This is a genomic window from Isachenkonia alkalipeptolytica, assembly GCF_009910325.1.
GTDB lineage: Bacteria > Bacillota > Clostridia > Peptostreptococcales > T1SED10-28 > Isachenkonia > Isachenkonia alkalipeptolytica.
In genome coordinates, this window is sequence record NZ_SUMG01000017.1 from 26,928 (window position 1) to 51,974 (window position 25,047).

The 25,047-nt window shown below is 44.6% G+C and carries 28 protein-coding genes; 2 read left to right on the forward strand and 26 right to left on the reverse strand.

Annotated elements, in window-relative coordinates; translation table 11 throughout:
- Nucleotides 1-14 precede the first annotated feature (14 nt).
- From ISALK_RS11650 to dapF, 14 genes are all read right to left on the reverse strand, one after another.
- A complete protein-coding gene (locus ISALK_RS11650) occupies nucleotides 15-755 on the reverse strand; it encodes a Stp1/IreP family PP2C-type Ser/Thr phosphatase (RefSeq protein ID WP_160722487.1) in 741 nt (246 codons plus the stop codon).
- Between the two features lie 28 nt (nucleotides 756-783).
- Nucleotides 784-1,812 (reverse strand): dual-specificity RNA methyltransferase RlmN, encoded by a 1,029-nt coding sequence (gene rlmN / locus ISALK_RS11655; protein WP_306770737.1) that lies wholly within the window; start codon nucleotides 1,810-1,812, stop codon nucleotides 784-786.
- 55 nt (nucleotides 1,813-1,867) lie between these two features.
- Entirely contained in the window at nucleotides 1,868-3,214 is a 1,347-nt protein-coding gene (gene rsmB / locus ISALK_RS11660; RefSeq protein WP_160722489.1) for a 16S rRNA (cytosine(967)-C(5))-methyltransferase RsmB, read from the reverse strand.
- A gap of 52 nt (nucleotides 3,215-3,266) precedes the next feature.
- Nucleotides 3,267-3,971, reverse strand: coding sequence for a zinc metallopeptidase (locus ISALK_RS11665; protein WP_236660366.1), 705 nt, complete (start codon nucleotides 3,969-3,971; stop codon nucleotides 3,267-3,269).
- 5 nt (nucleotides 3,972-3,976) lie between these two features.
- Nucleotides 3,977-4,723: a DUF116 domain-containing protein gene (locus ISALK_RS11670; RefSeq protein ID WP_160722491.1), complete on the reverse strand. Its 747-nt coding sequence runs from the start codon at nucleotides 4,721-4,723 to the stop codon at nucleotides 3,977-3,979.
- Nucleotides 4,716-5,660, reverse strand: coding sequence for a methionyl-tRNA formyltransferase (gene fmt, locus ISALK_RS11675; RefSeq protein ID WP_160722493.1), 945 nt, complete (start codon nucleotides 5,658-5,660; stop codon nucleotides 4,716-4,718). The genes ISALK_RS11670 and fmt overlap by 8 nt, the downstream gene beginning before the upstream one ends.
- 31 nt (nucleotides 5,661-5,691) lie before the next feature.
- Entirely contained in the window at nucleotides 5,692-6,132 is a 441-nt protein-coding gene (gene def, locus ISALK_RS11680; RefSeq protein WP_160722495.1) for a peptide deformylase, read from the reverse strand.
- Between the two features lie 138 nt (nucleotides 6,133-6,270).
- A complete protein-coding gene (priA, locus tag ISALK_RS11685; protein WP_160722496.1) occupies nucleotides 6,271-8,547 on the reverse strand; it encodes a primosomal protein N' in 2,277 nt (758 codons plus the stop codon).
- A 39-nt stretch (nucleotides 8,548-8,586) separates the two neighbouring features.
- Nucleotides 8,587-9,816 (reverse strand): bifunctional phosphopantothenoylcysteine decarboxylase/phosphopantothenate--cysteine ligase CoaBC, encoded by a 1,230-nt coding sequence (gene coaBC / locus ISALK_RS11690; protein ID WP_160722497.1) that lies wholly within the window; start codon nucleotides 9,814-9,816, stop codon nucleotides 8,587-8,589.
- Between the two features lie 10 nt (nucleotides 9,817-9,826).
- A complete protein-coding gene (rpoZ, locus tag ISALK_RS11695) occupies nucleotides 9,827-10,027 on the reverse strand; it encodes a DNA-directed RNA polymerase subunit omega (RefSeq protein ID WP_160722498.1) in 201 nt (66 codons plus the stop codon).
- 13 nt (nucleotides 10,028-10,040) lie between these two features.
- A complete protein-coding gene (gene gmk, locus ISALK_RS11700) occupies nucleotides 10,041-10,646 on the reverse strand; it encodes a guanylate kinase (RefSeq protein WP_160722499.1) in 606 nt (201 codons plus the stop codon).
- 53 nt (nucleotides 10,647-10,699) lie between these two features.
- Nucleotides 10,700-10,996 carry an extracellular matrix/biofilm regulator RemA gene (gene remA / locus ISALK_RS11705; protein WP_160722500.1) on the reverse strand — a complete coding sequence of 99 codons (297 nt, stop codon included), beginning with the start codon at nucleotides 10,994-10,996 and terminating at the stop codon, nucleotides 10,700-10,702.
- A 90-nt stretch (nucleotides 10,997-11,086) separates the two neighbouring features.
- Entirely contained in the window at nucleotides 11,087-11,968 is an 882-nt protein-coding gene (locus ISALK_RS11710) for a YicC/YloC family endoribonuclease (RefSeq protein ID WP_160722501.1), read from the reverse strand.
- Nucleotides 11,969-11,988: 20 nt separating this feature from the next.
- Nucleotides 11,989-12,798, reverse strand: coding sequence for a diaminopimelate epimerase (gene dapF, locus ISALK_RS11715; RefSeq protein WP_160722502.1), 810 nt, complete (start codon nucleotides 12,796-12,798; stop codon nucleotides 11,989-11,991).
- A gap of 184 nt (nucleotides 12,799-12,982) precedes the next feature.
- On the opposite strand from dapF, the gene ISALK_RS11720 reads away from it, so the two are divergent.
- Nucleotides 12,983-14,749 carry an Rqc2 family fibronectin-binding protein gene (locus tag ISALK_RS11720; RefSeq protein ID WP_160722504.1) on the forward strand — a complete coding sequence of 589 codons (1,767 nt, stop codon included), beginning with the start codon at nucleotides 12,983-12,985 and terminating at the stop codon, nucleotides 14,747-14,749.
- Nucleotides 14,750-14,787: 38 nt separating this feature from the next.
- Here the strand turns inward: ISALK_RS11720 and pyrR are convergent, their stop codons facing one another.
- From pyrR to hemZ, 12 genes are all read right to left on the reverse strand, one after another.
- A complete protein-coding gene (pyrR, locus tag ISALK_RS11725) occupies nucleotides 14,788-15,312 on the reverse strand; it encodes a bifunctional pyr operon transcriptional regulator/uracil phosphoribosyltransferase PyrR (protein WP_160722506.1) in 525 nt (174 codons plus the stop codon).
- Nucleotides 15,313-15,336: 24 nt separating this feature from the next.
- The gene (locus ISALK_RS11730) at nucleotides 15,337-16,269 is read right to left on the reverse strand and encodes an RluA family pseudouridine synthase (RefSeq protein ID WP_160722508.1); all 933 of its coding nucleotides are present in this window, start codon (nucleotides 16,267-16,269) and stop codon (nucleotides 15,337-15,339) included.
- Nucleotides 16,270-16,271: 2 nt separating this feature from the next.
- Nucleotides 16,272-16,721, reverse strand: coding sequence for a signal peptidase II (lspA, locus tag ISALK_RS11735; RefSeq protein WP_245394426.1), 450 nt, complete (start codon nucleotides 16,719-16,721; stop codon nucleotides 16,272-16,274).
- Nucleotides 16,722-16,743: 22 nt separating this feature from the next.
- On the reverse strand, nucleotides 16,744-17,448 hold the full coding sequence (locus ISALK_RS11740) for a 5'-methylthioadenosine/adenosylhomocysteine nucleosidase (RefSeq protein WP_160722510.1): 705 nt from the start codon (nucleotides 17,446-17,448) through the stop codon (nucleotides 16,744-16,746).
- A gap of 70 nt (nucleotides 17,449-17,518) precedes the next feature.
- On the reverse strand, nucleotides 17,519-17,983 hold the full coding sequence (locus ISALK_RS11745) for a DivIVA domain-containing protein (RefSeq protein WP_160722512.1): 465 nt from the start codon (nucleotides 17,981-17,983) through the stop codon (nucleotides 17,519-17,521).
- 16 nt (nucleotides 17,984-17,999) lie between these two features.
- On the reverse strand, nucleotides 18,000-18,788 hold the full coding sequence (locus tag ISALK_RS11750) for a YlmH family RNA-binding protein (RefSeq protein WP_160722514.1): 789 nt from the start codon (nucleotides 18,786-18,788) through the stop codon (nucleotides 18,000-18,002).
- Between the two features lie 12 nt (nucleotides 18,789-18,800).
- Nucleotides 18,801-19,088, reverse strand: a complete 288-nt coding sequence (locus ISALK_RS11755; RefSeq protein WP_236660367.1) for a YggT family protein — start codon at nucleotides 19,086-19,088, stop codon at nucleotides 18,801-18,803.
- Nucleotides 19,089-19,124: 36 nt separating this feature from the next.
- The gene (locus tag ISALK_RS11760) at nucleotides 19,125-19,559 is read right to left on the reverse strand and encodes a cell division protein SepF (protein WP_160722516.1); all 435 of its coding nucleotides are present in this window, start codon (nucleotides 19,557-19,559) and stop codon (nucleotides 19,125-19,127) included.
- Nucleotides 19,560-19,577: 18 nt separating this feature from the next.
- Nucleotides 19,578-20,279 carry a YggS family pyridoxal phosphate-dependent enzyme gene (locus ISALK_RS11765; protein ID WP_160722518.1) on the reverse strand — a complete coding sequence of 234 codons (702 nt, stop codon included), beginning with the start codon at nucleotides 20,277-20,279 and terminating at the stop codon, nucleotides 19,578-19,580.
- Nucleotides 20,272-21,207: a biotin/lipoyl attachment domain-containing protein gene (locus ISALK_RS11770; RefSeq protein ID WP_160722520.1), complete on the reverse strand. Its 936-nt coding sequence runs from the start codon at nucleotides 21,205-21,207 to the stop codon at nucleotides 20,272-20,274. The genes ISALK_RS11765 and ISALK_RS11770 overlap by 8 nt, the downstream gene beginning before the upstream one ends.
- 154 nt (nucleotides 21,208-21,361) lie before the next feature.
- Nucleotides 21,362-21,730, reverse strand: a complete 369-nt coding sequence (locus ISALK_RS11775) for a hypothetical protein (RefSeq protein ID WP_160722522.1) — start codon at nucleotides 21,728-21,730, stop codon at nucleotides 21,362-21,364.
- 140 nt (nucleotides 21,731-21,870) lie between these two features.
- Nucleotides 21,871-23,364: a coproporphyrinogen dehydrogenase HemZ gene (gene hemZ, locus ISALK_RS11780; RefSeq protein WP_160722524.1), complete on the reverse strand. Its 1,494-nt coding sequence runs from the start codon at nucleotides 23,362-23,364 to the stop codon at nucleotides 21,871-21,873.
- Nucleotides 23,365-23,489: 125 nt separating this feature from the next.
- Here hemZ and ISALK_RS11785 point away from each other — a divergent pair, with 125 nt between their 5' ends.
- Complete coding sequence (locus ISALK_RS11785) at nucleotides 23,490-24,728, forward strand: nitrilase-related carbon-nitrogen hydrolase (RefSeq protein ID WP_160722526.1); 1,239 nt, start codon at nucleotides 23,490-23,492, stop codon at nucleotides 24,726-24,728.
- The last annotated feature ends 319 nt before the right edge of the window (nucleotides 24,729-25,047 follow it).

A 25,047-nucleotide genomic window follows, 5' to 3' on the forward strand; every position in this document is an offset into this window, starting at 1 on the left:
ACCTAACCTCCCTTCTAAGACCCCTGCAGAATCAGAACGGTAATATTATCCTGTCCGCCCCGCTCATTGGCCTTATTAATCAACGCTGCACATGCACTTTCAATACTTCCACTGTCCCGGACAGTATTTTTGATTTCTTCTTCTCCCATGGCATTGGAAAGACCATCGGTACATAAGATAATGTAATGATCGGAGTCAAAGGAAAAATCTATGGAAAATACGTCGGGACGAACCTCTCTTTCCGTGCCCACGGCCCGGGTAATCACATTCCTTTTCGGATGAGCCTTCGCTTCTTCTTCGGTTATATCTCCGTTGATCACAAGCTCCTGTACTAAGGAGTGATCCCTCGTAACCTGGTAAATCCCATCCTTTTCAATGACATAGGCTCTGGAATCCCCCACATGGGCAAAATATACCTTGTTTTCTTTGGGAAGGGGAACGGCCAGGGTCAGGGTGGTTCCCATCCCACTGCATTCCTCTTGCTTTTGGGCTTTTTCAAAAATCTCGGTGTTCGCCTCTGAAATGCTTTCCCCAAGAATTTTTTCAACCTCTGCTCCCCTTGCCTCAGGGTGCAGATGTTTTTGTAAAAACTCAGAAACACAGCCTACGGTTTCTTCACTGGCTACATCCCCTGCTTTATGGCCCCCCATACCGTCAGCCACCATATAAAATAGCTGGCCTTTCTCATGGATACCAAAAAAGTCTTCATTCGCCTTACGCACTTTTCCAACACTGCTCATGGCCCTTCCTTTCATTCCATAACCTCCCTAGCTATCAAGTTAATTAGTTCCGGTTTCTAAGTTGCCCGCAGGCTGCATCAATATCCTGCCCAAGTTCCCTTCGAACCGTAACGGGAATTCGATTTTCCTTTAAAACCTCTTCAAAGGCCTTGACGGTTTTGTCAAAGGGTTTTTCAAAGTCCCCCTGGTCAATGGGATTTACCGGAATAATATTCACATGGCAAAGCATCCCTTTTAAAATTTTCGCTAATCTTTTAGCATGCTCCCGTTGATCGTTAAAATCCTTTACCAGAGCATACTCAAAGGTAATTCTTCGGTTGGTTTTTTTAATATAATCCTTACATGCGGTTAGAACCTGATCAATGGAATACTTCCTTGCAATGGGCATGATCGCCTCACGCATCTCATCCTCGGGAGCATGTAGGGATATGGCTAAGTTAATGGGTAAATCCAGATCCCTCAGTTTATAGATCTCCGGTACCAAGCCGCAGGTGGACAAGGTAATATTTCGATTACTGACATTCAGTCCCTTGGGATGGTGTATATTCCATAAAAACTTTTTCACTTCTTTAAAATTATCCAGAGGCTCTCCGATCCCCATTAAAACCACATTGGAGATTCGAATCCCTTTATTCTTTTGAACCTGGTGCACCTGGTCGATGATTTCTCCTGCCGTCAGATCCCGTTGCAGGCCTCCCTTAGAGGAAGCGCAGAAGCTGCATCCCATGGCACAACCGGCTTGGGTTGAAATACACAGGGTATACCCATGTTTATATCGCATCAGCACGGACTCGATTTTATGCTGGTCTTCCAATTGAAACAGAAATTTAACCGTCTCATCGAGTTTCGAGTGAATCATTTTATCAACTTTTAAATCCGTCACCTTACCGTTTTCCATTAAAAATCCCCGTAAATCCTTGGAGAGATTGGACATCTCTTCGATATTTTTGTTTCCCTTTTGCACCCATTCAAAGATCTGGGTTCCTCTAAAACTTTGTTGACCGCTTTCTTTCATCCATTTCTGTAACTCTTCTTCCGTCATACTGAGTAAATCTAATTTTGCTTCGGACAATGAAAGTCCTCCCTTCTATTTATCATATCATTTTACTATAAAAACGGACCTTTATCTATTGCTTTTGAAATTTGCGTATATAGAAACCGTCCATTTGATGTTCCTGGGGAAAAATGACGACCGCTCCGGACTCGTTGAAAAAACCGAGGTTGCTATTAACACGGCTTTCGGTTTCTTCTTTTAGATCCACGGGGACAAAATCTCCATGGTTTTTTAGAAAAGCTTCGGTTATCCCCTGATTTTCCAAAGGATGGATCGTGCAGGTGCTATACAAAAGTACCCCTCCGGACTTTACATATTTCGCCGCATTTTCCAGTATGGTACGCTGAAGTTTTTGCAGTGCTTCGAGTCCTTCTTTTCGAACCCGGTACTTAATTTCCGGTTTTCGGCGAATGACCCCGAGACCGCTGCATGGGGCGTCCACCAACACCCGGTCCGCCTTCCCTATGGACTCCTTGTCCAGGTTTTCCCCGCTGAACTGCCGGGTTTTAATGATGTTAATTCCCAGACGGTGGCTATGCTCTTCGATCAACCGAAGCTTATGGGGAAAAATGTCCCGGGCAATAATCTCCCCTTTGTTTTCCATCAACTGGGCGATATGGGTGGTTTTCCCTCCCGGTGCACTGCAAAGGTCCATGACATACTCTCCGGGCCTTGGATCTAAGAACTTGGCTGCAAACATGGAGCTGATATCCTGAATATGAACCCATCCCTCTTTGAGGGGCTGAAAATCGGAAATATTTTTCAGACCCTGCACTTTAATTGCCTCAGGAAGAAGGGCTGAGATTTCCGCCTCGAGCCCCTGTTTTTTAAAAGCTTCCAGAACTTTTTCTCTTGAGACTTTTAGCGTATTCACCCGAAAATACATAGGGGGATTTTCAGCAGAGGCTTTCATGAACCCTTCCGTAAACTCCGCTGAATAATATTTCAGCAACTCCTCTACTAACCACATAGGATAGGAGTAGTTTACCGACAGATACAAGGGAAGATTCGCCTCCTTTTTCGGCCAGGAAATCTCCTCTTTTCGTCGAATCATATTCCGAAGAATGCCGTTGATAAAGCCTTTGGATCTTTTGGCATAGACCCTCGCAAGTTTTCCCGCTTCATTGGCAATGGCAAAATCGGGAACACGGTCCAGAAAAAGTATTTGGTAGGCCCCGATTTGAAGAATCAGTCGGGTGGCCTCATCCATCTTCTTTGTTTTCACTTTGGAAAAATGATCGATCCCGAAATTCAGGGTCAAGAGTTTTTCAATGGTACCATAGACAATCTCCGTCAGGAGGTTTAAATCCTTATCCTTATAATCTCCTTTTTGAATTTCTTCGTTTAATGCGATATTGGAATAGGTCTCTTCATACAGTACTTTTGACAAGACCCGATAAGCTCCTTTTCTCGGATTCATAAATTTCCTCCTTTTTACTTAAATAAAAAAGGCGACTTCTGCGCCTTTTTTATTATCGTCTATTTCTCAACATAATCAGCCGAGCTAATTGTAAAACCGCAGCTGCCATGGAGGCTACATAGGTGAGGGCCGCAGCATTTAATACTTTTTTCGACTGAGGCATTTCCGAGGCTTCCAGATAACCGTTCCCTTCCAGTAAGGCAACGGCCCGGGTACTTGCATTAAATTCCACCGGCAGGGTTACGATTTGAAAAACCACCGCCGCGGCGAATAGTAAAATTCCAAGATCCAGCATGTCCACCCCCATGATTTCCCCTCGGAATAAAAATCCTCCCAAAATAAAAATCCAGGCGGTCTTTGATCCGAAGTTGGCGATGGGTAGCACAAAATTGTTCCGAATGGTCAAGGGCAAATAACCCCCGGCATGTTGCAGGGCGTGCCCCACCTCATGGGCGGCGACGGATACGGAGGCCACGGAACTTCTTTCATAAACCTCCGGGGACAGTCGAACCACTTTGCTTCTCGGATCGTAATGATCGCTTAAACTTCCCTGGCTTCTTTCCACATTCACATCATGCATTCCGTTTCGATCCAGAATCCCTCTTGCTACTTGAGATCCTGTAAATCCTTTAAGTGTCCGCACCTGTAAATATTTATTAAACGTTGATTTTACTTTGCTTTGAGCATACAGCGTAAAAAGAATCGCCGGAATCATCAGCATCAAAGACTGTGTACTCATCATTAAAGGCATTGGCATTTATATCACTCCTTTAGAAAATGGCGGATTCCCAGCTCCACCTGTTCAATATCCATTTCTGTATTCACACAGGGGCCTTCCGGGCGCCGGTTGACAATGGCTAAAACCGGCAGATCTTTTACATCCTGCAGTCCTGAGATTAAGTCTCGTTCACAGGCTACGGCAATAATCGCCTTCGGTTTCATTTCCATTATTTTACGCCTTGCCAGGGTTCCCCCGGTGGCAATCGCCAGTTGAATTCCGTATTTTTCTTTCAATCCCACCAGATCGTCCACATTGCACTGTCCGCATCGCTTGCATAAATCCGGGTTTTGGGTAACCCGAAGGCCGCAGGTGGACTTTTGAAGACAATGGGGGGTTAAAATCATGATCTCTTCCCCTTTAAATTGATACTCGTTGCTGAGAATCAGATGATTATTCAGTTGGGCATAAGCATTTCGTATGGTTTTTTTATCGTAGCCCAGGGGTTTTCCGATTCCCACAATGATGGGATACAGCAGTCGAATGGATAACCTCACCCCGTTTTTTAACGGTTTCGGGATCACCTTTTCTGCTCTAAGCATTATTATAGCATAAATCAGTAAAAAAGTTAACGCAAAAAAGGCTATCGCTCCCATCAGCAAGCCATAGTTGATGATTCCTAAAAGTATCGCGGACGCCCCCCGGGAAAGAGCCCATCCCCCTGCAAGAATAAGAATACCTATCAAAAACATCACCGAAAGTAGGGTCAGGAGCCGTTTTACGCTATTCATCCCGAGCACCTAATTTCCCATGGACTTCCAGGCTATTTCCCGCTAAAAATTCCGATACCCCCATGCGTTTTTTACCGCTGAGTTGCAGCTCGGTAATTTGAATCTTACCTTTTCCTGCGGCAACCAGGATTCCTTCTTTGGAAACCTCAAGTATCATGCCGGGATCCGCTGAATGCTCCTCTTCGATCCATCGGGCACGATGGATTTTTAAAGATTTTTCCTGATACCGGGTCCGGGCCCCGGGAAAGGGGCTCAGTCCCCGAATCAGATTGTAGATCTCCTTTGCGGAAGTACTCCAATCAATCTCTGCTAAGGCTTTTGAAATTTTCGGCGCATAACTGCTGCCCTCTTCAGGCTGTGGCGTGGGTGTGATTGATTTTTCTTCCAGTTTATTCAGAGTTTCAACTAAAAGTTTTTTCCCAAGTAAGGCCAGCCGGTCATGAAGATCTCCCGTGGTATCTTCATCTCCGATAGAGATGCCCTCTTGCAACAGCATATCCCCCGTATCCAATCCTTCATTCATTTGCATGGTTGTAATCCCCGTTGTTTCCTCTCCGTTAATGATGGCCCAGTGAATCGGTGCGGCTCCCCGGTATTTCGGCAGCAGAGAAGCATGGACGTTCACGGCACCATAAGGGGGGAGTTCCAGCATTTCCTTCGAAAGGATCTGCCCGTAGGCCACCACCACAAAAATATCGGCGTTGATATTCTTAAGAATTTCGTAGGATTCCGGTGTGTTCAGTTTTTCCGGCTGATAGACCGGGATGTTTTCCTCTTCGGCCAGGGTTTTCACCGGAGTACCCTGCATTTTTTTCCCCCGGCCCTTTCGCCTATCGGGCTGGGTGAAAACCCCCACCACTTCATGGTTTTTATCCTTAATTAATCCTTCAAGACAGGGGACCGCAAAATCCGGGGTCCCCATAAAAATAACCTTCATACTTTTCACCTTCTTTTCAGTTGGTTGTTTGCTATTTGATGATTCGGTCCGTAAACAGTACCCCGTTTAAATGATCAATTTCATGGCATAGGGCCCGGGCAAATAAGTCTTTCGCCTCCACAACGATTTCCTGTCCCTGGGGGTTCAGTCCCTTTACGGTGACCGCCTCGGGCCGAGAAACTTCTCCGTTTACTCCCGGTAAGCTTAGACAACCTTCCTCGTCAATCTCTTCGCCGCAGGTCTCTACGATCTCAGGATTGATCATCTCCAACAGGCCTTGACCCACATCCACTAAAATTATTCTTTTTAACACCCCGACCTGGGTAGCGGCTAGTCCGACGCCGTCAGCATCATACATGGTATCTTTCATATCTTCCAATAATGTTTTTACCCGGTCGTCTATTTTTTCCACGGTTTTTGCTTTTTTACGAAGAATGGGATCTTCGTCCTTACGAATGATTCTAATTGCCACGTTCATCTCCTCCTGTGTTCATTGAACTATTAGGTTTACCCTAGGGAATTTGTTCTATGACTTTAAGTTTTCCTAACCCTTGATCAGCTCTTCCACCAGGGGCTATTCGAAATAAATCCCAAGCAGAAAACCCTCCGCTTAAATAATACTATAGGGATTAAAATCGATACTTAAGTTTACCTCATCGGGAACAAATTGTTTTCTTTTATTAATACAAACATATTTGAGAACTTTTTTCAATAGCTGTTTGTCAATATTAATGTTTTTCAGTAAAATTCTGTAACGGTAGTTTTTATTAATCTTTGTAATTACCGAGGGGTTCGGCCCTAAAATACACTCTTCCAAACAATCACTATGCCCTTCATTTTTCAGTATATATCGAATGCCTTTGGAAATTTTTATCGCGGTGTTATACACCTTGTCTTCATCCTCCCCCATAAGATTTACCAAATAAAGAGCCGTAAAGGGAGGATATTCAAAGGCTTCCCGAAGGCCGATTTCTCTTTTATAAAAACCGACATAATCCTGCTTTATAGCCTCCTCAATGCTATAGTGTTCCGGTTTATAGGTTTGAAGGACTACGGAGCCTAAGTCCTCTCCCCGTCCCGCGCGGCCCGCCACTTGGGTCAGTAGCTGAAAAGTCCGCTCTGAAGCCCGAAAGTCCGGAAGATTTAAAATGGAGTCCGCGGCGATTATTCCCACTAAGGTCACTCCCGGGAAATCCAGTCCCTTGGAAATCATCTGGGTTCCGATCAGGATATCCGCCTCACGATTCTTAAAAGCATTTAATACCTTTTCGTGGGCCCCTTTTTCCGTGGTGGTATCCACATCCATTCGAAGAATTCGCGCCTGGGGAAATAGGTTTTCGATATTTTTTTCCAGCTTTTGAGTGCCGTATCCGAAATGTTTAATGGTTGTGCTGCCACAGTCGGGACACTCCGTAATAGGCTTTTTCTTTTTTCCGCAGTAATGGCAGATAAGTTCATCGGAAGGCAGATGGTAGGTCATGGTAATATCACAGTCTTGGCATTTCTCCACGTATCCGCATTTCTTACAGGAAAGAAAAGTTGAAAACCCCCGACGATTTAAAAATAGTATAGTTTGTCCCCGGTTTTTTAAGTTTTCTTCGATCTGACTTTTTAAACTTCCCGAGATCATGCTTAAATTCCCTACATCCAGTTCCTCCCGCATATCCACCATTTCCACCTGGGGAAGCTGATGCTTCGTTACCCGCCGGTCCAAAGATATTAATTCGTATATCCCCTTTTCCCCCCGGTAATAACTCTCCACGGAGGGGGTGGCAGAGCCCAGTATAACTTGAGCCCCTTCTTTTTCACTGCGGTACTTGGCAATCTCTATGGCATGGTATTTTGGATTTTGCTCGGATTTATAAGTATATTCGTGTTCCTCATCCACCACAATCATCCCCAGGTTTTCAAGATTGGCAAAAATTGCGGAACGGGCACCGATTACGATTTTCGCTTTCCCCTGTTGAATTTTTTCCCATTCATGGTAGCGCTCCTTTAAGGTCAGGGAGCTATGAATAAGGGCGATGGCTTCCCCGAACCTGGCGGTAAACCGTTCCATGGTTTGAGGGGTCAGAGAAATTTCCGGCACCAGAACGATGGCGGTTTTCCCCATCTCCAAGGCTTTTTCTATCAGTCCTAGGTAAAGTTCCGTCTTTCCGCTTCCCGTAACGCCATGAAGCAGGTAAGTCTTCCCCTTTACTCCATTTTGCTGAGTTTGCTGAAAACCCTCTTTCATGGTTTCCAAGGCCTTCTTTTGTTCCGTGGTTAAGGGCACCCTGGGAGGATTGGACGGAGATTTCATACTTAAGAGCTTAGAGGCCTTTTCTTTTTCTATGACCTCAAGGATCCCCTTCTTTTCCAAAGCATTAACTGCATTTTTGTATAGGCTTTTAATGCCCGGCAGGGATTTTAGTAATAGTTCCTCTTCCTCTAGGAAATACTGTAGAATCTCTCTTTGCCGTTTGGCGTTGTTTGGCGTTTTCTCCAGTTGGCTTTCCAGTTTTTCCGAGGAGATTTTTCTTCTTACATAAACATCCTTTTTCTCCTTGATGTTTCCATAGGCTTTCGGAGGCGCCACGGCGGAAATTGCCTCCATATAGGTACATAAATAAGTTTTTTTCATCCAAAGAATCATGTCAATTTGCAACTCAGACAAGGGTGGTACGTTTTGTACCACCCCTTGAAGATTTTTTATGGTATACCGGGGTTTTTCAATATCCTTAACTCCAAGGACATACCCCTCCATTTTCTTATGACCCTTTCCGAAGGTCACCTGCACTCGGCTTCCCACTTTCACTGCTTCCCTTAACTCCCCGGGGATTTTATAGTCGAAGGGTCGGTCGGTGTGATGGGAATTTTGATCGATTATGACCTTGGCAACCTCCATAAAACCCCTCCTTTTGCAATCAATTTTAACAGTAATACTTTAGCTGTTTTCAGACTTTTTCTTCAGCAGTACCTTATCCAGTATTTCATGGGCGATGGCGGACTTTTCCACTTTTTCGGTTTTACTGTGATCTCCGTTTTTATCAATAAAATGGACAATGTTGGTATGATGAGCAAAACCTGCCCCTTCCTCGGTTACATCATTGGCCACAATAAAGTCCAGGTTTTTCTTTTGGATTTTTTCTTCTCCATGTTCCTTTATTTTTTCCGTCTCCGCAGCAAAACCCACATGGATTTTCCCCGGACCTTTTATTTTTCCCATTTCAAAGAGGATATCGGGATTTCGCACCAAGGTGAGTTGGATTTCTTCCTTCCGGGAATCTTTTTTTACCTTTTGCCCCTCCCGGGTTTTCGGTCGGTAATCGGATACCGCCGCGGACTTGATTAACACATCACACCAGGGATAAGACTCCTGAACGGCTTCAAACATCTCTTCCGCGCTTTCAACTAAAACCGTGTCTGCCCCTTCCGGCGCCTCTAAACCGCTGGGCCCCGAAATCAGTTTCACTTCCCCGCCCCGCTTTATAATGGCTTTGGCAATTTCATAGCCCATTTTCCCCGTGGAGTGGTTGCTTAAAAAACGTACCGGATCAATAATCTCCCGGGTAGGGCCGGCGGTTACGAGAAACTTGATTCCTTCTAAATCCTTATTTTCCCTTTGCAACTCTTTGTCGTAGATTCTTTCCAGTTCCTCCAGGATTATGGAGACTTCCTGCAACTTTCCCTGCCCTTCGTCTCCACAAGCCAGCATCCCCCCCTTAGGGGGAATAATATGATATCCCCGTTTCAGCAGGGTCTTCATGTTTTCTTGAACCCCAGGGTTTTCAAACATTTTCGTATTCATAGCCGGAGCAAATACTACAGGTTTGTCGGAGGCCATAATCGTAGTGGAAAGCATATCATCCGCAATCCCTGTGGCCACCTTCCCGATCAGATTGGCAGTGGCTGGTGCCACCAGCAATATATCCGATTTTTGAGCTAGAGAAATATGTTCCATATCCCAGTATTTAGGTGTTTCAAACATATTCACCACCACGGCGTTCCCGGTTAAGGACTGAAACGTGTAGGGGGTGATAAATTCCGTGGCGGAACGGGTCATAATAACATCAATGTTCGCACCGATTTTTTTCAGACCGCTAATTATTTCACAGGCCTTATAGGCTGCAATGCCCCCGGTTACGCCTAGTACTACATTCTTTCCCTTTAACATCGAATCACCTCTATTCTTTGATTCTTGTATAGGTAATTTTGCCTTCGTAAATCTCCTGGGTTGCAATGGACACCGCTTTATTGGAATTCGGCATGTCCACTGTGGGAATGGCTCCTAAATTGATTTCTCTTGCTCTTTTTGCCGCTAGGACAATTAAGGTGTACTTGCTTCCTACAATTTCGACTAAATCATTAACTGATGGGTTTAACATTAATAACACTCCTTTAAATATATTTTTCAATCAGATCCTGATAATTTCTTTCGGTTTTCAGTTTCTCCGCGGATAGAATGCTTTGCACATCCAGGGTGGCCCGTTCCACATCATCATTGATCACTCCATAATTGTATTCATGGATTTTCTGAATTTCTTCCTTTGCCGCCTCTAATCGCTTCTTAATATCCTCTTCGCTTTCCGTACCTCTATTCATAATTCGTCTTTTCAAATCTTCGATCCTGGGAGGTAGAATGAAAATAAATACCCCTTCCGGGAATTTTTCCTTTACCTTCAAGGCTCCCTCTGTATCGATTTCCAAAAGCACATCTTTTCCTCGTTGAAGCTGCTCCATCACATTTTCCTTCGGAGTTCCATAATAGTTGTCATAAACCTTAGCGTATTCCAGGAATTGATCCTGCTCTAAGCGCTCTTTAAACTCCTCCATAGTAAGAAAATAATAATTTTCCCCATGGACTTCCCCCATCCTGGGAGCCCTTGTGGTGGCAGAAACCGATACATGAATGCTTGGATCTTTTTCCAGTAAAGCTTTACAAATCGTTCCTTTCCCTGCTCCCGAAGGGCCGGATATTACTATTAACAGTCCGCTGTTTTCCATACCATCCCTCTTTCTGATTATTTCTTAAGCCTATTTTGAGAATCTTGGTTATCTTAGTCTTCCTCTTGCTCTATATCTATTTCCACCGGAATTTCCTGTTCTTCCTTTTCCCGGTTCTCTAAGCGCTGAGCCACGGTCTCCGGTTGAATCGCTGATAGTATTATATGTTCACTGTCAGTGACAATCACGGCCCGGGTACGCCTTCCATAGGTGGCGTCCACCAGCATGCTTCTTTCTCGGGCCTCCTGAATCATCCGTTTGATCGGTGCCGACTCGGGACTGACAATGGCAACGATTCTGTTCACCGCCACAATATTTCCGAATCCGATATTTATTAATCCGCCGCTCATACTTTTCCTCCTTTATGGTTAATCTTTTATGGATTGCTGTTTGTTCGGTAACTATATCCTTCCCTGAAAGGATTGCCGGTCCTATAGGGATTATTCGATATTTTGAACCTGCTCCCGCATTTTTTCCAAGGCGCTTTTTACCTGGACGACTTCCCTGGATATTTCCATGCTGTGAGACTTTGAGGCGATGGTGTTGATTTCCCGGTTCATCTCCTGGAGAATAAAATCCAGCTTTCTTCCCATGGGTTCCCGGAGGCTTAGGGTTTTATGAAACTCTTCTCCATGACTTTTCAGCCGTACCACCTCTTCGTTGATATTACTTTTATCTGCAAAGAACACCACTTCTCCCTGAATTCGTTCTTCATCAATGTCTATTTGGTTTTGTACCAGCTCTCCGATGCGCTCCATCAACTTCTCCCGGTACTGCTCCACCTGGGTGGGGGCAAGATTTTCAATGATCTCTAGGGATGCCTTCACCTCTTCTAGCCGGTGGGCCAAGTCCTGTTCTGTTTTTTCCCCCTCATTTTTACGCATGGCGGAAAGATGACTCAGACCCTGGGTCAGAGCACTATGAATCCCCTCTTCAATCACCTTTTCCTCCTCTTCCCCGGTTTCAAGGGAAAGAACCTCGGGCATTCGTCCGATGGCCAGGGTGTTTACGTCATCGGTAATGGAGAGGTGCTCTCCAATGGCTTTGAGGCCTTCATAGTATCCCTTGGCCAGTTCCAAATCCACCTTCACTTCCCCCTTGGAGCTTTCTAAGGTTTCATAATTTACAAATACATCCACTTTTCCTCTTCGCACTTGTTCTTTAATCAATTTTCGCATGGGTTCTTCGAAGTTTAAAAATTGTTTAGGCATACGGATGTTCATATCCAGATAACGATGATTAACAGATTTTACCTCAATGGAAAAGGTTTTATTCCCAACCCGGGCTTCTCCCCTTCCAAAACCGGTCATACTGATTAACATAGGGTAACCTCCTATTTTCTCTATTTTAGTTCATAGGTGCCTTCACAAATGGTTTCCGCAGGCCCTTCCATGGTTATCCTCTTTTCTCGTTCCAAAATTTCAATTTCCAAGGTCCCTCCCGGCGAGTGGGCCTTAACCTTCCTTGAAAGTTTTCCCAGCAGGTTTCCCAGAACCACCACGGCGGTCATACCGGTCCCGCAACCCAGGGTATAGCCACAGCCTCTTTCCCAGGTTATGATTTCCACATTTTCCCCGTCAAGAACCTTAGCAAAATTCACATTGATACCTTCCGAAAACAGGGGATGGGATTCCACCGCCGGCCCTAAACTCTTGAGCCGTTCCTCGGAAAGGCGTTTTTCAAAGATCACCCCGTGGGGAACCCCCAGGATAAGGCTTCCCAGTTCCAAGGTTTCCCCTTGTACTTCCAGGATTTTCGATAGAAAATCCAGTTGATACCAACCCATCTCCACCTTGATTTTTTCTGCCCGGCCCCGGGGATCCACCTCGGTAATCTCCACGGGTTTTATACCATCCAGGGTTTCCACGGTAAAACGCCGCCCTTTTACTTCTTTGTTGTCGAAAACATATTTCGAAAAGGAACGGAGACCGTTGCCGCACATATTAGCCAGGGACCCGTCATTGTTATAATATACCATCTTCACATCGGCTTTCAGGCTTTTTTCCACCGCCATAAAGCCGTCGGCCCCCACGCCGAAACGACGGTTGCAAATACTCTTTGCCCCCCGGGAATAATCCCCGGGTTCTAATTGATCCTTAGTGATAATAAAGTCGTTGCCGATTCCATGGATTTTTATAAAATCGATTTTCATGATTTTCCTCTCATTTTCTTGTTTTATTTACAATAAGCTTGCCCTCATTATAACAAATCTTTTCTTTTTTAACCACTGATCTTTTGTTTTTCATCCTCTACCGAGAAAGATTCTTTCAGGTTTTTGCCTTGCCCTACGTTTTATGCTATATTTAAGCAATAAGTAAATGAAGGAGGAAAAAGTTATGGCCCTCGACGGCACACTGCTTTATAGTTTGAAAAACGAACTGGAAAACCTGCTGATTGACGGAAAAGTGGACAAAATTCACCAGCCGGAAAAAGATGAAATCCATCTGTTGATCCGCAGTCAAAAGACCAATTACCGATTGCTCCTATCCGCCCACAGCAATTACCCTAGGGTGCATCTTACAAGGATAAACAAAACCAATCCTAAAAAAGCCCCCGACTTTTGTATGCTCCTTCGAAAAACCCTGCAAAACGGAAGAATCCGAAGCATAGAGCAACCCTATTTTGACCGGGTGTTAAAGATCACCATCGATTCCTATGATGAATTGAATATTCTGCAGCCGAAGGAACTGATCATCGAAATGATGGGCAAACACAGTAATATTTTATTAGTCAACGGGGAAAACGGAAAAATCATTGACAGCATTAAACGGGTGGGCATGGAAGTCAGCAGCCTTCGCCAGGTACTGCCGGGAATTTCCTATGAACACCCGCCCCTGGATAAAACCTCCCCCTTTGACATCGATTCCCTAAGGACCTTCAAGGAGGTTATATCCTCCCCTTCCACGGAGACTTTAATCAAGGGGCTCTTTGGAAACATCATCGGATTTTCCCCTCTGATCTCCAGAGAACTTATTGAACGGGCAGGTCTTGATGAAGACCTTCCTCTCCATTCCCTAAAGGATGAAAACTTTTACGACCTGTATCAGGAATACAAAAAGCTTCTGGACAGTCTCAAAAAACATGAGGTTTCTCCGGCGGTTTATCTGGAAAAGGATAAACCCAAAGCCTTTGGTATCTATCCCTTAACCCATCTGTCGGTCTATGAAAAAAAATCCTTTGATCGGATCAGCGAGGTTTTAGAATACTACTATTACACCAAGGACCACCGGGAACGGTTAAAACAAAAATCCCAGGATTTACGGAAAACCGTAAGTCAACGCCTTCAGCGTCTCGTCAATAAATACGGGAAATTGGAAAAGGATTACAAGACCGCGGAAAATGCGGAGGAACATAAACTCAAAGGAGATTTGGTTACCGCTAATCTGCACCGGATGAAAAAAGGGGATAAGAAAATCGAAGTGCAAAACTTCTATGACCCGGAGCAAAAAACCGTGACCATCCCCTTAAATGTCCGGATGAGTCCCTCGGAAAATGCCCAGAAGTTTTATAAAAAATACAACAAGGCAAAAAATGCCCTGATCGAAATTCGAAAACAAAAGATTCAGACCAAAAGAGAAATCGAATATTTACGGGGAGTGCTCTCAAGTATTGATCATGCCCAGGATTTATCGGACATTGAAGAAATCCGGGAGGAACTGGAGGAGCAAAAGATTTTAAAAGCCAAGAAAAAAACGAAGAAGAAAAAATCCTCCCCGGCAAACCCCCTTGCCTTTGAAACCTCCGACGGCTTAAAAGTTTTGGTGGGGAAAAATAACAAACAAAACGAGAAAATCACCTTTAAAATTGCAGGAAAAGAGGATCTCTGGTTCCACGTTAAGGACCAACCGGGCTCCCACACCGTCCTGCTGTCGGAGGGCAAAGAACCTTCCGAAGAAAGTATTCTGGAAGCCGCAACCCTGGCGGCTTACTACAGCAAAGGGCAAAATGCCACGAAGGTCTCCGTAGACTACACCCGGCGAAAACACGTGAAAAGCCCAAAGGGTTCAAAACCGGGCATGGTTATTTATGAAAACTTTTCCACGATATTAGTGGACGCCCTGGAAGAAAATATCAAGACCATAAAAAAAGTGGCCCACCCTTAAGGGTGCGGTCACTTTTTCTATCCTTACTTATTATATTCTTACTTGATAATGGATACCCGGTCCCTGCCATCCACCTCGGCAAGTTCCACCTTCACGATTTCCTTTTTGGAAGTGGGTACATTTTTTCCCACATAATCCGCTCGAATGGGCAGTTCCCGATGGCCCCGATCAATTAATACCGCCAGCTGTATGATCTGAGGCCTTCCGATGTCCGTCACCGCATCCAGGGCGGCCCGGGTGGTTCTTCCGGTGTATAATACATCATCCACCAGGATCACAATTTTCTTTTGGATATCTTCCGGTACTTCACTATTGTTAATCACAGGGTCCTTGTTTTTTTCCGTAAGATCGTCCCGGTATAGGGTGATGTCCAATTTCCCCACAGGAACTTGCAGTCCTTCAAGTTCAAAGAGCCTCTTGGCAATTCGATCCGCCAAGGGCACTCCCCGGGTTTTTATCCCCACAAGAACCAGGTCTTCAATCCCCTTGTTCTTTTCGATTATTTCATAGGAAATTCGAGTAATGGATCGTTTGATTGCATTTTCATCCAGAATATTTTTCAAGGAGTGTCCCCCCCTTTCTTTGATTTATTCCTCTTCACGGGTTTTATCCCTTCTCAGGCTTTCAATCACCTTTTGAAAATCCTCGGGCATGGGGGAATCGAACTCCATTTCCTCCCCGGTTCTTGGGTGAAGGAAGCCTAAGGTTTTAGCATGGAGCATCTGTCCCTCCAAGGAGAAATGGGCTTTCGTCGGTCCGTAAACCGGATCTCCCACTAAGGCATGACCGATATACTGTAGGTGCACTCGAATTTGATGGGTTCTTCCCGTTTCCAAACGGGCCTCAAGCAAGGTGTATTTTTCAAATCGTTCCAGAACCGTGATATGGGTTCTGGCAAATCTTCCCTCATCCCGAACCGCCATTTTCAACGGATTATTCGGGGACCGTCCCATGGGTGCATCGATCACCGCCTGCCCCTCTTCCATTACACCGTGGACCAATAGCCGGTAAACTCTTGTCACCTTCCGGTCCTTCAATTGATTTTGTAGGCTGCGATGAGCCTGGTCGGTCTTCGCTACCATTAACAGTCCCGAAGTATCTTTATCAATCCGGTGCACAATCCCCGGGCGAATGACCCCGTTAATGGAAGAGAGCTTTCCCTGACAATGATACAGCAAAGCATTCACCATGGTGCCTTCGTAATTCCCGGCACCGGGGTGGACAACCATTCCCTGGGGCTTGTTTACCACTAAAAGATCCCCATCTTCGTAGATTATCTCCAGGGGTATGTTTTCCCCTTTGATTTCCAAGGGTTTCGGTTCCGGAATTTCAATGCTTACTTCCTCCCCCTCCTTTAGAGGGCTCCGGTTTTTCCCCGGCTCGCCCTTAATCAGGGCCCGTTTTTCTTTAATCAATTTTTGCAGGTAGCTCCGGCTGTACTCCTCCAAATTTTCCGCTAAGAAGACATCCAGGCGCTTCCCCTCGTCTTCTGCATCAACAATGAATTCATGTCTTTCCATATTTACAGCCCCTTTTCTATGGCTTTTTCATAAAAGATGATTACCCCGATAGTAATAATGGTTCCCACAACAATGGCCATATCCGCCACATTCCATACGGGCCAAATCCTAAAATCTATAAAGTCGATTACGAAACCCAGGTAGATACGATCGATCAGATTGCCGATGGCTCCTACAAAAATCAGATTTAATCCGATTTTCAGTATCTTAATCTCCGGATCCATCTGCCGTAAATACCACAAAATAAACAGCAAGGTAGCGATGGTTACCACAATGAAAATCCACCGTTGATCCTGTAAAATTCCAAAGGCGGCCCCCCGGTTTTCCACATAGGTCAGGTGAAAAATATTTTCTATAACAGGGATGCTTCCAATCTCCCTAAGATAGTTGTATGCCCAGTATTTCGTCGCCATATCCATGGCTAATATAATGATAAACATCCCAATATTCAAAACAAAAACTCCCTTCCTGGGTCTAAAAGTTCTCTTCTCTAATAATGTCTTTTACTAACTCCTTTGAACGAAAAGCCGCCTTGGTCACAAAGGTTTTATAATTATCATTGGCGGATCCGTCGGCTTTATCCGACATGGTTCGGATGACCACAAAGGGAACCCGGTTCATATAACAGGCCTGGGCTATGCTTGCCCCTTCCATTTCCGTACACCGGGCCTTGAATTCCTTTTCCAGGCGATGCTTCATCTCCACACTGCTGACAAACGTATCCCCGGAAACAATTTTTCCCTTTTTAATGCCCTTTTCCCCGAATCGTCTCAGCCCTTTTTCATAAGCTTTTTTTACTAAGGCCGGTTCAGCGGAAAAAATCGAGGTGTCCATTCTCGGGATCTCTCCGGTTTTGTAACCGAATTTGCTGGCATCCACATCGTATTGCTGCAGTTCCGTGGATACCACGATGTCTAATATCTCTAAATCCTCCCCCAGGGCTCCCGCCACCCCGGTATTGATGATTTTTTCCACTTTAAATTCACTGATCAGGATCTGGGTGCATACCGCGGCATTCACTTTTCCGATCCCGCTTCTGACCAGAACAACGGATTTTTTCTCCAGGACCCCCTGATAAAAATGAAGGCCTGCAATCTCTTTTTCCAAGTGTACTTCCATCTCTTCCTGCAGGATATCCACTTCTTCATCCATAGCTCCAATTATTCCATATTGAATCATGATAATCAATCCCTCCCATAATTTATTTCAAAAAAAATCTCGCTCTCATTCCTCGGAGCGAGTTTCTTCATTAGTCAATTTCATCCTCCTGGTTAAAGTCTGCATCCAGTATGGTGCTTAATTGTGATTCCAACAGGGTCTTACATCGCACTTTGAATATATTCATCTGTTTTTTCGCTTCTTCATGCTGCTGTTCGATCTTTTCCTGATCCCGTTTTGCTTTTTCCACGATCAGCTTGGCATCATTCTCCGCCTTATCCAGGATCAGCTGCGCCTCCTTATTGGCATTTCGCTTCACTTCATCCGCGGTGTTTTGGGCCACGACCAAGGTGTTTTTCAGGGTTTCCTCTATGTTTTGGTATTTTTCCATTTCTTCCTTTACCCTTTGAATCTCTTCCTTCAGTTGACTGTTTTCACTGTAAAGGGTTTCAAAGTCCGTCAGAATTTCATTTAAGAATTCCTCCACTTCCCGTTCCTTATAACCTCGTACCCCTTTGCTGAACTCTTTTTTTTCAATATCCAATGGAGTGATCATTTTATGTACCTCCTTATTATAGCAACTTTTCCAACGTGATTTTAATCCTACCGGACTTGGTTTCCTTTCCCAGGGCCCGAAGCTTTATTCGGCCGAAGCCCTTTGCGGATATCTGGTCTCCCTCTTGCAGTTCCTGGGCCGTCTTTAGGGCAACCTGAAAGTTCACCTTCACATCCCCTTTTTTAATGAGACTTTGGGCATCCTTCCGGGAAAGCTTGCAACCCAGCCCCAAAACCGCATCCAATCTCAGGGAGGATACACTTCCTTGGATTTCCTTTACCTCCTCCTCAGGAACCTCTAGATTATTAAGGTCATCCAGCTGTACTTCCACAGGAGCATTCCCCACTTTTTCCAGCTGAAACAGAATGTAATCCCCGATTTCCCGATCCACAATCATATGGCAGTAATCAGGATGGACCAAAATGTCCCCGATTTTTTCCCGCTTTAAACCTAAATTCAAGACACTGCCTAAATAATCCCGGTGGTTCAGGGTTTTGAACCGGTTCTTATTCTTGATTTTCATCAGTACAACAGCGGGGGGAACCGTCTCCCGGGGCAGGTAGTCGTGAAAAATGGTTATCACCTGACGTTCAGCCCCTTGATAACCACCTTCGGTTCTATAGGTAATATCCTGAAAACTATTTATAATTCCGATGACCTGCTGTTGTTCATAGGGGGTTAGAAATTCCGTCCAGCGTATATCATGACTTTTTAGTACCCCTTCCACTTTTCCTAAGGCTCGTACAACCCGTTCCTTTGCCTCCTGGTCCTGTATATGTTGGGTATATTTTTCCTTATCGATCAAAACATCCCTCCATTACAATACCATAAAGGCTAAATTTCTCAGGAAGGGAATGATCAGCCAATTGATCAGTAAAATCGCCACAATCGGTGAAAAATCCAGCATTCCCTGATATTTAAACACGTTGTATATCAAACTTCGTATGGGGCCCAAAATCGGTTCTGTAACACTGTACAAAACTGAAGCAATGGGACTTGTGGGGTTGGGGTTTACCCAGGACATGATAATCCTTGCCAGGATCAAAAAATTTATTATTCTGCCCAATTGAAACAGGGCTTGGCTTACGGTGTATGCATCAAACAATGTCGAACAACTCCTTAATTTATGTCAGTTAACATTCTATTTCTGCCAGGGGAAAGGTCCCTTCGCCTTAAAATCTTCCCGGGTTCCCGCTCCGGTTAATTCCACGTTGCTGGGAGCTAAAATGAAAATCGATGCAGAAACTTTTTGAATGTTACCATCTAAAGCATAAACCGCTCCGGATAAAAAGTCAAAGAATTTCTTTGCCAGCTCCGTTTCCACCTCTTCTAAGTTCACCACTACGGGCTTTCGTGTTTTTAAATTATCCACAATTACAGAGGCTTCTTCAAAATCCTTGGGCTCGAAAATCACGACGTTTACCTGTTCATTCTTGTGAAGGTTATACACTTTGTTTGTTTTTGAAGTTTGCATGGTCTGCTCCTCTTCTACTTCGCCGTCATACTCTTCATTTTCCAGTTCGTCCTCATCCATTCCAACAAAGTACTTCACTTTTTCAATTAACTTTTCTGCCATTGCTAAAACCTCCTATTATTATTTTTTTGATTTAGGTCTTTCCCCAAATAAGGTTCTTCCCAGTCGAAGCATGTTGGATCCTTCTTCCACCGCCACCTCAAAATCGTTGGACATTCCCATGGAGAGATAATCCATACTTACATTGTTATATTCCTCTTTTTTCAGCTCTTCAAACATATTTTTCAACTTTTTAAAACATTCCCTGGTTTCTTCAGGGTCCTGGTAAAAAGGGGCCATGGTCATCAGCCCTCGAATCTTAAGGGACTTGAAAGTTTCTATATTTTTCAAAAAGGATATGACATCCTCCATAAAAATACCGTATTTTGCCTCTTCCCTGGCTACATTAACCTGTAACAATGTATCCACGGTAATCCCTTCAGCGGCTCCCCGCTTTTCAATTTCCTTGGCCAGTCGCATGGAATCCAGGGATTGGATCAGTTTGGTCTTGCCGACAACGTACTTCACTTTGTTCCGCTGCAGGTGACCGATCATGTGCCAGTTAATGTTTTCCTTTTGGCCTTCCATCCGGTCATATTTCTCAACAAACTCCTGAGCTTTATTCTCCCCGATTTCCGAAAATCCCAGGGCCAAAGCGTTTTCAATCACCTGGGTGCTATGGGTCTTGGTTACTGCAACCACCGTAATGTCTTTTCCGTCGGGATTGGCTTTTTTTATTCTTTCCTCGGTTTCCAGCCAATTTTCTTTAATTGTATTATTCATCAGGTCCCTCCTCCCCTCGGCTGTTTCCTTGATTTAATAAAACTTCATCGTACAGTGAAACCGTCCGGTGCACTTCTCCCTCGGCATCCGTGAATTCATCGGCGGACAAAATGGCTCCTTCCTCGTCGGCTAAAAGAATATTCACCGGCACCTTCTCATTATTCCCCGATTTTCGTTGGGTTACATAGGCTTGATCCTCCTGATAATAGATAGTATCCAGGGGGACACTGAGACCTTCCACTTCTCGTTTAATCAAAGTGATATCCTGTCTACGATTATCGTAAATACCATCGAGGTGCTCTGTGCTTTTCACCATTAGCCAGGCGCCCTCTCCGGTTTCCTTTTCTCCGCTCCATGCAACGGTTCCCCGAACTCTTTTTCCCCGGGATTCTATCCAGATTCTCTGCCCCGGCTGAAGTTCCTTCCCTTCTTCTAGGGATACCTCTCCCAGGATTCCCCAGTGGTAGCCTTTAATGATTCGAATGCCTTCTTTGCTGTCAACGGCCTCTAAGTCCATTACCTCTTGCGCGGTATCCAGATGAGCCTCCGGAGCTTCCAGCACCCGATTGAATGCCAGCTTTTCTTCAAAACCGTCCCGGGTTTCCACAATTACCCCCGAGGCGGGACTGCTTAAGCCTTCGGTGATCAATTGTCCCTTCCCCACCCGTTCTCCCGGCTCCACCACTAATCCCCGGGAAGCGTTTCTTACCACTTCTTCATTCCGAAGGATGAGGCCTTCAAAGGATAAACGGTCTTCCAGGGTTCCATGGGTTAGGGTATGGAATCGATTGGGGTTTTCTGTAAGAATCGGAGTGGTTCTCGATACGATGTATACTAAAACAATTAACAAAATAAAAGCTTTGTTGAATTTCCTTTTTCTTCTTTTTCTTTTGAAAGAATGGGTTTTTGTTCCATTTTCTGGTATCAACGAAGGGAACCTCCCCTCTTCTTAGAGTCCTTATCTTATCTATTCTCCATTGATTTTAAAATTCCTGCTAAGTTTTTATTTTTTTTCGCAAAATCAGGGTTTTTTTTGAAAAAAAACGACTTTTTTTAATAATCATACCGGTTTTGCCGGGGTTTTAGAAAAATTTCCCATATTTACTAGCCACTTTTAATTCCTTGATGGCATGGATCTCTAAATTTTTTACCCCTTTAGCCCCCATCAATAAAATGGTTTTTTTATCCTTGGCTAAACCGAGAACCGTTCCCTTAATGGATTTTGCTCCCTTTAGTTTCACTTTTATTTCGTCCCCCGCCATCAGTTCATGGTTTCCAAGCTTAAAATGCTTAATCTCCACCTCTTTAATCTGATCCGGGTCCACATTTTTGTAATCCAGGTAAATCATATTGTTTTTCAAATAAATCTTTTCCTTCAGTACAATAAAAATGTATCCAGTTAAGCTTACGATCCATAGGATCACCGCAATTCGGAGTACATAATCGAACATAGATAACGTCCTTTCTTCCTTGTGTAGAATTCCGATAACGATCTTTTCTTAATTTCTTTCATTCTTTCATCCACTTTATGAATATATCCCTTATTATAACATGATTAGCAACTTTTCAAAGGGGTTTTCCCCGGGAAGGGTTAAAACCTTTCTAATATTTCCTTTTTCTTCTCCAGGGCTTCGTCAATCCGGTCCATATAATGGCCCAAGCCTTTAATATTGGGAACCCGCTGAACCTCATCGGTTTCCAGGTTTACCACCTTGGATACCGCCCCGGCGCCAAAACCCAGGATCGTCTCTTTTTCCGACATAATCTTCATATTGTAAAGGGATTCCTTCCCTCTTTTACTATAACCCACGTTTTCAAAATTTCCCAACATATTTTTTTGCCGGTACATATAATAGGGAGTATAGTCCTGGTCCTCGGTAAACGCCTCCACTTTCTTCAACATGGAAAGCACCCCTTCCTCTCCCAGGGTAAGCAGTTCCGGATGCTCTTTAAAATAGGAGTTGGTTTTTACCGCAAGGGTATGCACCGTCAGATTTTCCGGCTGTAGTTTCTCGATTTCCTTTAATGTATGGTCCAGGGAAGCCGCCGTTTCTCCCGGAAGACCCACAATCAAATCCATATTCACGGAGTCAAATCCGACTTTTTGAATCATTTCATAGGCCCGGTGAATTTCTTCAGGACTGTGTTTTCTTCCGATGGCCACCAGGGTCTCTTGGTTCATGGTCTGGGGATTTAAGCTGATTCTTCCAACCCCCTGATCCTTAAGACACTGCAGCACTTCCACGGAAAAAGTGTCCGGCCTTCCCGCCTCCACAGTAATTTCCTGTAACCGGGAATATCCCTGAAGCTCCTTTAACAAAGTAAACAGATCTTCAAACTGTTGCCGGTTTAAAATACTCGGGGTACCCCCTCCCACATAAAGGGTGTTCACCTTGATGTTTTTCTGATTGAGAATCTTGATGGAAGCCTCCAGTTCCTTATGAAGATTGGTTAAGTACTCCTGGACTTCCCGATCCTTCCGATGCAGGTCGTTGGAGGGAAAGGAGCAGTAATAACAGCGGCTGGGGCAAAAGGGAATACTGATATAGATATTCACGGCCCGCTGCTCTAAGGGATATATCAGATCCCGCTCTTTTTTTGCAATGTCGATGAGCAGTTGGGCTTTTTCCTCCTTCAGGTATTTCTCCTTCGTTAATTCTTCAAAAATCTCCTGATAATTTTTCGACGCCTCCAACATGTTCTGTACGATTTTCACCGGACGGATCCCTGTGAAAATTCCCCATACCGGTTTTTTTCCCGTTAACTCCCTCAGCACCATAAACAGGGTGCTTCTTAAGGCTTCTCTTTGGTATTTGTCGTAGGCCAGGGCCCTTTCCCGGGGAGTTAGACCCTCCTCGGGACTTTCCACCGGCACCTGATAGTTTGCGGTATGCCCGTGGATATTTCCCTGGGCAAGGGCCTGATGGTTTCCCAGGGCATCCTTTTCCAACTGAGAGATTACAAAGTTTTCCTCCCCGGACAGGTCTGCAATATCTTCTAAAACCTCTACCTCTGAGACAAAAAGTTTTGTCAACTCCCTTGTATCGTAAATATTTTTATGTCCTTTTAGGACCACTTGAATCATAACTAAACGCTCCTTTACCCAAAGAGGATTTCTCTTCGGTGTTTGTATTGAAATTTAAGGAAAATTACTATAGAATCTTTTATAACATACTGTATGGTAAAAAACAATAAGGAAGTGAGAATCCCATGAATAAAGTCCATCTTACTTTTGTCCAAATGGATATTGAAAAAGATCGATTCCAGAAGAATAAGGAAAAAATCCGAACCCTCCTTCAAGACTCGGACCCCACCGACTTCATTATCCTTCCGGAAATGTGGTCCGTGGATTTTGATTTCAAGAACATGAAAAGCCATGGTGAAAATTATGATAAGCCCTTACAGTTTTTACAGCAGTTGGCTCGGAAACACAAGGCCACGGTTATTGGGGGCAGTGTACCTCAACAAACCGGGGATAAACTTTTTAATACCACTTTTATTATCAACTCCACGGGAACATTACAGGGCAGCTATTGGAAGATGCATCTGGTTTCCCAAAATAATCTGGAGGGCCAGATATTTGATCGGGGCGATCGGATCCCGCGATTTTTCTCCCCTAAAACCACCTTTGGGGTTACCAACTGTTATGATCTTCGTTTCCCTGAAATTTTCCGGGGAATTGCCTTAAACGGTTCTGAAATCATCTTTCTGGTGGCCCAATTTCCGGAACCCCTGTATCCCCACTGGATCACCCTGTTAAAAGCCCGGGCCATTGAAAACCAGGTTTACATCGCCGCGGTGAACCGGGTAGGCACCGGCTATTTCGGTCACTCCCTTGTGGTGGACCCTCGAGGGGAAGTGCTTTTCGAGGGGGATCAATCGGAAGGACTCTATCAGGTCTCTATTGATTTGGACCGGGCAAAGCAGGAAAAGGAACAACGAAATGATTTATCCGTCATTAATGAGCACGCCTATAACAGATGGGTTTATCCCAACAATTTCATCGGTGTGGGAGGCCTTTTGGAAGTGGATGACAAGGTACTGATGGTTAAGCAGAATTACGGTCGCCTAAAGGGTATGTGGCTGATGCCCGGCGGACATTTGGATAAAGGGGAGAAGCTGAATCACGGGGTGGAACGGGAAATTTTCGAGGAGACCCGAATCAAAGGGGAGGCTACGGATATTATTGCCATTCGTTCCAACAGTACGGAAGAGGTCGTGGACTGCTACATCGTGTTTAAAATAGACTATGTGGAAGGCACCCCCAAGGCCGACGGGTTTGAGAATACCGATGCCCGTTTTTTCACCCGGGAGGAAATCATGACCCGACAGGATGTGGCCCCTCTAGCCGCTGAAATTATTCAGTATTACTTTCAGAATAAAAACCGGGGCTTTAAAGAACGAAAGGACTTTGCCTCCTTCAACGAAGACTACACCCTTTATACCTAAGAGTTTAAACCCGCTGTCAGGGCTGTCTTTCTTTAAAAAAACTATACAATATACAGACTGTAAAAATACCCACTGTCAAAATAAAAGGAGCTGATTTTCCGGGATCTTTCCCCGGGGATCAGCTCTTTTTAGGTGTTTTTTTAAGGTGCTTTTTAACATGCTTTTTTAGCCTCCGGCTTTAATCAGCGATTCGTGACATACTCCCACCACTTATAGAAGTGGGGGCTTCTCGTTCGAGTAGCCTACCGGCTACAGCATAAGCGAGCTAACCCCGTGTGCCCCACGGTTTTATGTAGAAGTTATGCCAATGTCATACGCA